This window comes from Pandoraea eparura (assembly GCF_902459725.1).
In the GTDB taxonomy this organism is placed as follows: domain Bacteria; phylum Pseudomonadota; class Gammaproteobacteria; order Burkholderiales; family Burkholderiaceae; genus Pandoraea; species Pandoraea eparura.
In genome coordinates, this window is sequence record NZ_CABPSH010000006.1 from 227,453 (window position 1) to 234,477 (window position 7,025).

At 63.8% G+C, this 7,025-nt stretch carries 7 protein-coding genes; 6 read left to right on the top strand and 1 reads right to left on the bottom strand.

Annotated features, from left to right (window positions below):
- Window positions 1–92: 92 nt before the first annotated feature.
- Window positions 93–1,295 carry an ammonium transporter gene (locus PEP31012_RS14745; RefSeq protein WP_150590071.1) on the bottom strand — a complete coding sequence of 401 codons (1,203 nt, stop codon included), beginning with the start codon at window positions 1,293–1,295 and terminating at the stop codon, window positions 93–95.
- A gap of 383 nt (window positions 1,296–1,678) precedes the next feature.
- Between PEP31012_RS14745 and PEP31012_RS14750 the strand changes: the two genes are divergently transcribed.
- The 6 genes from PEP31012_RS14750 to PEP31012_RS14775 form a co-directional block, all read left to right on the top strand.
- Window positions 1,679–1,978 carry an antibiotic biosynthesis monooxygenase family protein gene (locus tag PEP31012_RS14750; RefSeq protein WP_150590072.1) on the top strand — a complete coding sequence of 100 codons (300 nt, stop codon included), beginning with the start codon at window positions 1,679–1,681 and terminating at the stop codon, window positions 1,976–1,978.
- A gap of 245 nt (window positions 1,979–2,223) precedes the next feature.
- Window positions 2,224–2,955 carry a FadR/GntR family transcriptional regulator gene (locus PEP31012_RS14755; protein WP_150590073.1) on the top strand — a complete coding sequence of 244 codons (732 nt, stop codon included), beginning with the start codon at window positions 2,224–2,226 and terminating at the stop codon, window positions 2,953–2,955.
- A gap of 50 nt (window positions 2,956–3,005) precedes the next feature.
- Window positions 3,006–4,418: an FAD-binding oxidoreductase gene (locus PEP31012_RS14760; RefSeq protein WP_150590074.1), complete on the top strand. Its 1,413-nt coding sequence runs from the start codon at window positions 3,006–3,008 to the stop codon at window positions 4,416–4,418.
- 104 nt (window positions 4,419–4,522) lie between these two features.
- On the top strand, window positions 4,523–5,413 hold the full coding sequence (locus PEP31012_RS14765; protein ID WP_150590075.1) for an amidohydrolase family protein: 891 nt from the start codon (window positions 4,523–4,525) through the stop codon (window positions 5,411–5,413).
- Between the two features lie 90 nt (window positions 5,414–5,503).
- Window positions 5,504–6,733: an MFS transporter gene (locus PEP31012_RS14770; RefSeq protein ID WP_150590076.1), complete on the top strand. Its 1,230-nt coding sequence runs from the start codon at window positions 5,504–5,506 to the stop codon at window positions 6,731–6,733.
- Window positions 6,734–6,807: 74 nt separating this feature from the next.
- Window positions 6,808–7,025, top strand: a 218-nt coding sequence (locus PEP31012_RS14775) for an electron transfer flavoprotein subunit beta/FixA family protein (protein ID WP_425494964.1), incomplete at its 3' end; no start/stop codon positions are given.

A 7,025-nucleotide genomic window follows, 5' to 3' on the forward strand; every position in this document is an offset into this window, starting at 1 on the left:
AGAGGACCTTGAGCAATCATCCGCATCCAACTACCGCGCCTCGCAGCATCGCATTTCGGTTCAGCGTTGAACGCAACCCATGAACTCATCACTCACCAATTCGTCTCGCGCTCCGGCGTCGCGGTGATCTTGTGGATGGAGAGATCGGCGCCGTAATATTCCTGTTCGTCGTCGAGCCGCAGGCCTACGAAGCGTTTGATCACGCCGTACACGACATAGCCGCCGGCGAAAGCGATCGCCACGCCCATCGCGGTCCCGGCGAGCTGCGCGAGGAAGCTCACACCGCCCACGCCCCCGAGCGCCGTCTGTCCGAAAATGCCGGCGGCCACGCCGCCCCACACGCCGCACACGCCGTGCAACGGCCACACGCCGAGCACGTCGTCGATGCGCAGACGGTTCTGCGTCACCGTGAACAGCCACACGAACAAACCGCCCGCCACCGCGCCGACGACCAGTGCGCCCAGCGGATGCATCACGTCCGAGCCCGCACACACGGCCACGAGTCCCGCGAGCGGACCGTTGTGGATGAAGCCGGGATCGTCCTTGCCGACCCACATCGCGACGAGCGTGCCGCCCACCATGGCCATGAGCGAATTCACGGCGACCAGCCCCGAAATGCCGCCCACGCGCTGCGCACTCATGACGTTGAAGCCGAACCAGCCGACGATCAGAATCCACGCGCCAAGCGCCAGGAACGGAATCGACGACGGCGGATGCGCGGCCACTTGTCCCTGGCCGTTATAGCGCCCCCGGCGCGCGCCGAGGTGCAGCACCGCGGCCAGCCCGATCCAGCCGCCCACGGCATGCACCACCACCGAACCCGCGAAATCGTGGAACGGTGCGCCCAGCGCATGCGTGAACCAGTCCTGAACCCCCAGATGGCCGTTCCAGGCGATGCCCTCGAAGAACGGATAAATCACGCCGACGAGGAAGAACGTCGCCACCGACTGCGGATGAAACTTGGCCCGCTCGGCAATGCCGCCCGACACGATGGCGGGAATCGCCGCCGCGAACGTCAGCAGGAAGAAAAAGCGAACCAGCGCGTAGCCGTTGTGCTCGGAGAGCACCGTGGCACTCGACCAGAAATCGACGCCGTACGCGAGCGGATAGCCGATGAAGAAATAGGCGAGACCCGAGACCGCGAAGTCGGTCAGGATCTTGACGAGGGCATTGACCTGATTCTTCTTTCGAACCGTGCCGAGTTCGAGAAATGCAAAGCCAGCGTGCATGGCAAGCACCAGGATCGCGCCGAGCAAAAGGAACAGCACGTCCCCGGGTGTATTGGAATTGGGCATGAATGTGCTCTTTTGGTGCAAACATGAAGAAGAGTGATGATACGCAAGAGTGATGCCAGGTGTTTTCAATTCATTGATTTTTATTGATGTTTTGTCTGGCGATATGGTGTTTGCCGTGCCGAGTTGCACGTTCATGGTGCCGAGAGGCAAACCCATGTGCGAAGTCCGTGCATCGATGCGAGCTTGGGGGTACCGAAAAACTTGGAAAGGGCGCGCGACCTTTCAGGCGGTGCGTCACGTGAACGCGCGGTATAGAATCTGACGGTCTCGCGCGGCCATGCGCCTGCCCGGTGTCGGTGATGCCGGGCCGCAGGCCACGCCACCATGCGACGACAACCAGACCGACATCAGCGCCATCACGCGCAAATCACTGAGGAAATCCGATGATCTTTGAAATTGCCCAGATCGAAGTGAAGCCCGGCACCGAAGCCGCGTTCGAGCAAGGTGTCGCCAAGGCTGCGCCGTTGTTCAAGGGCTCGAAAGGCTGCCACGGCATGCGTCTGCTCAAGTCCATTGAGCAGCCGACGCATTACAGCCTCGTCGTGACGTGGGAAACCCTCGAAGACCATACGGTCCACTTCCGCAACTCGGAAGCGTTCCAGCAATGGCGTGCGCTGGTGAGCGACTGTTTCGCGGCGCCGCCGAACGTGGGCCACGTCACGGAAGTGTTGATCGGCTTCTAAGGGCGGCGGGCAGCAACACGGCAACACAGGCAACACAGGCAACACAGGCAACACAGGCAACACAGGCAACACAGGCAACACAGGCAACACAGGCAACACAGGCGGTGAGGGAGCGTGTTTCCCTCGCCGCTTTTGTCTTTCACGGGGTGGTGAGAGGTCGGTCGAACCTAGGGTTAACTCGGTGGGGAATGCTCAAAGTTTTCAGATAACATGCAAACCAGAAAATTATCGGATGACAAGACAGGATGACGACGAAGCCCAGAACCCTGACCGAGCAGGTTGCGCAGCAGTTGCAGGACGCGATCCGGCAGGGGGCCTATCCGATCGGCACCAAGCTGCCGACCGGCAAGCAACTGGCCGAGACGTATGGCGTGAGCCCGGCCGTGATTCGCGAAGTGACGGAGCGTCTGCGTTCGCAAGGGTTGATCGACAGCCGGCAAGGCGCAGGCGTGACGGTGAAGGCGCGCACGCCGTCGAGCGGCTTTCAGGTGCCGGCCGGGGAGGACGCCGCCGATCTCGCGAGCGTCTACGAGCTGCGTCTCGATCTGGAGAGCACGGCCGCCGCGCTCGCCGCCGTTCGTCATACCGACGACGACATTCGCCGGCTTGCCGACATCCTGGAGAAGCTTGAGACGAATCTGTATCACGCCGACAACGGCGTGGAGTACGACACCGCGTTTCACGCGGCGATTGCGCGTGCCACGCACAACCGTTATTACGCCGACCTTCTGCAATATCTGAACCTGCAAATGCGACAGGTCGTGCAAGCGGCGCGCTCGAACACGCTACGCCATGAGGGACTCGCCGCGCAGGTGCATCAGGAACACGTGGCGGTGTTCAACGCCATCAAGGCGCGTGACCCGCTGCTGGCACGCGCGGCGTCGCTCTCGCATCTGTTGCGCGCCTCCGCGCGCCTCGGGCTGACGTTGCCCGAGCGCGACATCATTACCGGCGCGATCGCGCCGACCCGCGCCTGACCCGTCGTCAGATGCCACCTTCCGCAACTTAACCCCCGACGCGCGACCCTATGACCCTCACTGCTTTCGCCCAACGCCTTGTCGACGCTGTCGGTGCCGATTGCGTTTTCACGTCCGCCGACGACGTCGCGCCATGGCTCGCCGACTGGCGCGGCATGTATCGCGGCAATGCCCAGGCGGTCGTGCGTCCGCGCACGACGGAAGACGTCGCGAAGATTCTCGCGCTATGTCAGAGCACGGGTACGCCGGTCGTGCCGCGTGGCGGCAATACGGGGCTGTGCGGTGGTGCCACGCCCGACGCGTCCACGCAGAACGTGGTGCTCAGCCTCGATCGCATGAACACCGTGCGCAGTCTGGACACCATCGCGAACACGCTGGTCGCCGAGGCCGGCTGCATTCTCGAAGACTTGCAACGCGCCGCGCGCGACGCAAACCGCCTGCTGCCGCTCAGTCTTGCAGCCGAGGGTTCGTGTCAGCTCGGCGGCAATCTCGCCACCAACGCCGGCGGCGTGAACGTGGTGCGCTACGGCATGACGCGCGAACTGGTGCTGGGCGTTGAGGCTGTGCTGCCGAACGGCGAGATACTGCATGGCCTGCGCACCCTGCGCAAGGACAACACCGGTTATGACCTCAAACAATTGCTCATTGGCTCGGAAGGCACGCTCGGCGTGATCACCGCCGCGGCGTTGCGGCTGTATGCGCCGACTCCCGTGCGCCAGGTGGTGATTGCCGCGGTGACGTCGCCACGTCAGGCGCTGGCCTTGTATGAATTGCTGTTCGCGGCATGCGGCCCGCGCATGCAGGCGTTCGAGTTCTTTACGGGCGAGTGCGTCGATTTGGTGATGGCGCATGTGCCCGATGTGCGTGCGCCATTCGGCGAGCGGCACCCTGGCTATGTGCTGATCGAACTGGCCGACACCACAGACGAGCAGGCGCTGGCCGCCTTGCTGGAGCGCGTGATCGAGACGGCCATCGAGCGCGATCTGTGTGCCGACGCCGTGGTGTCGTCCACGCTGGGGCAGGTGGAGGCGATGTGGAAGTTGCGCGAGGAGATCTCCGAGGCGCAGCGCGCGGACGGACCGCACCTCAAGCATGACGTCTCGCTCCCCATCGAAGCCATTCCGGATTTCATGACGAGCGCCGAAGCGCGTGTGCGGCGCGTGTGCCCGCAGGTGCGTCCCTTCATCTTCGGGCATTTCGGCGATGGCAATCTGCATTACAACCTGTCGCGCCCCGCGGGCGAGGCGACGGACTTCATGGCGAAGCACGGCGAGGCGATCACTGCCGAAGTGCTCGACGAAGTGGCGCGTTATGGCGGCAGCATCAGTGCCGAGCACGGCATCGGGCAGCTCAAGCGCGCGTCCTTCGCGAAGTACAAGTCGCCGCTGGAGTTGCGGCTGATGCGCGAAATCAAGGCCGTGTTCGATCCGGCCGGCATCATGAATCCGGGCAAGTTGCTGTAAGCGTCTGCTTGATTGACGTGTGCCGGTGTGCCCGGCGCTCGACCTGTTTTCCCCGAGTGCGCCCGATGTTCCGGGCGTCGCCTCGCATTCCTTGAGGAGTCGATATGATTGCCACCCCCGCCGCCGGCGCGCCGCTGTGCCTCGGCCCGCTGCCGGAGATCGATCCGCCGTCGTTCGTGGTGCCGTTCGGCGCGGTCGACACGCACGCGCACGTGATCGCGGCGAGCGACGCGTACCCGATGGTGCCCGAGCGCAGCTATACGCCGCCCCCCGCGCCCGAAGACAAGTATCTCGCCATGCTCGATGCCACCGGCATGACCTACGGCGTGCTTGTGCAAATCAGCGTCTATGGCACGGATAACCGTTACCTGCTCGAGACGTTGCGCCGTCATCCCGACCGTCTGCGCGGTATCGCGGTGGTCTCGCCGGACGTGACCGACGCCGAACTCGAGGCGATGCACGCGGCGGGCGTTCGCGGGTTGCGCATCAACGTGCTGTTCGGTGGCGGCATCGGCTTCATGGCGATGGAAACGCTCGCGCATCGCATCAAGGACCTGGGCTGGCACATGCAGTTCCTGATGGACGTGAACGCGCTGCCCGAGCTCATGCCGCGCATGACGAAGCTGCCGGTGCCGGGCATCGTCGATCACATGGGACACACGCCGGTGGCGCAAGGGCTCGACGCTCCGGGCTTCTCCGCACTGCGCGCGCTCGTGCGCGATCACGGGTACTGGGTGAAGCTCTCGGGCGCCTATCGCATCAGCGAGCGTTTTCCGACATTCGAGGACGTCACGCCGTTTGCGCAAGCGCTGATCGAAGACGCCCCCGATCGCATGGTCTGGGGCAGCGACTGGCCGCATGTGTCGCTCACGCGCATGCCGAACACCGGTGCGTTGCGCAATCTGTTGCCGCTGTGGGCGCCCGACGCCGACACGCGCCGCCGCATTCTCGTGGACAACCCGGCGCGACTTTACGGATTTCCGGCGGCGGCGTGACGGATTGACCTCGCCGGCATTGTCGGGCGCATCGCGCGCCCGCGTACAAACCTCACTTCAAAGCACTTCAAAACGTCAGGAGGAGACAAGATGGACTGGTATCGGCAGATGAACAAAACCGAGCGGCGCACGTTTGTCGCGGCGTTCGGCGGCTGGGCGCTCGATGCGCTCGACTTCATGGTATTTACCTTCGTCATCACGACGTTGATCACCGTCTTCCAGATCGACAAGGCGCAGGCCGGCATGCTGGCCACCGTGACCCTGTTGTTCTCGGCCATCGGTGGGTGGCTGGCGGGCGTGCTCGCCGACCGCTTCGGGCGCGTGCGCATTCTGCAAGCCACGATCCTGTGGTTCTCGATTTGCACGGTCCTGATCGGCTTCGCGCAGAACTTCGAGCAGATATTCGTGTTGCGCGCGTTGCAGGGGTTGGGCTTTGGCGGCGAGTGGGCGGTGGGGTCGGTGCTCATGGGCGAGATCGTGCGCACCGAGTATCGCGGGCGCGCCGTCGGCACGGTGCAAAGCGGCTGGGCCATTGGCTGGGCGGTGGCGGCGCTGTGCTACACGGCGTCGTTCTCGCTGCTGCCCGAGACGTATGCCTGGCGCGTGCTGTTCTGGATTGGTGTGATCCCGGCGCTGTTCGTGCTCTTCATTCGAAAGAACGTGCCGGAACCGGCGCTGTTCGAGCGCACGCGCAAGCAGGAGGCGTCCTCGGCCAGACGCACCTCGGCCTGGGCGATTTTCTCGCCGTCGCTCATCAAGACCACGGCGCTTGCCGCGCTGCTGTGTACCGGCGTGCAGGGTGGCTACTACGCCGTGACGACGTGGTTGCCCACGTTCCTGAAGACTGAGCGTCATCTGTCGGTCATCGGTACCGGCGGCTATTTGCTCGTGATCATTCTCGGATCGTTCGTCGGCTACCTGACGGGCGCCTATCTGACTGACCGACTGGGACGTCGCGCCAACCTGCTGATTTTTGCCGTGCTCTCAGGCGTGACCATCTACGCCTATACGCAGTTGCAACTGAGCAATGACCAGATGCTGTTCCTCGGCTTCCCGCTGGGGTTTGCGGCGTCGGGCATTTTCAGTGGCATGGGCGCTTACCTGACCGAGTTGTTTCCATCGGCGGTGCGCGCCAACGGGCAGGGATTCACGTACAACTTCGGTCGCGGCTTCGGTGCGCTGTTCCCGAGTCTGGTCGGCTATTTGGCCAAGACCAGCGGGCTTGGCGCGGCCATCGGCATGTTTGCCGGCGGCGCCTATCTGGTCGTGTTGATCACCGCCTTGTTGTTGCCTGAGACGAAAGGGCGCGAGATCGAGTAAGGTCGTACGTTCCCGGGGGCGAGAGTGGTCGTCGTGGCCCGCCGCCCGGGGTTTCTGAATCAAGGGAGTTCCGCATGAAGGTGCTTGTCCCCGTCAAACGGGTAGTGGATTACAACGTAAAAGTTCGGGTGAAGAGCGACGGCAGTGGTGTCGACATCGCGAACGTGAAGATGTCGATGAATCCGTTCGACGAAATCGCGGTGGAGGAGGCGGTACGCCTGAAGGAAGCGGGCGTGGCGACAGAAGTGATCGCGGTGTCGGCGGGCGTGGCGCAATCGCAGGAGACGCTGCG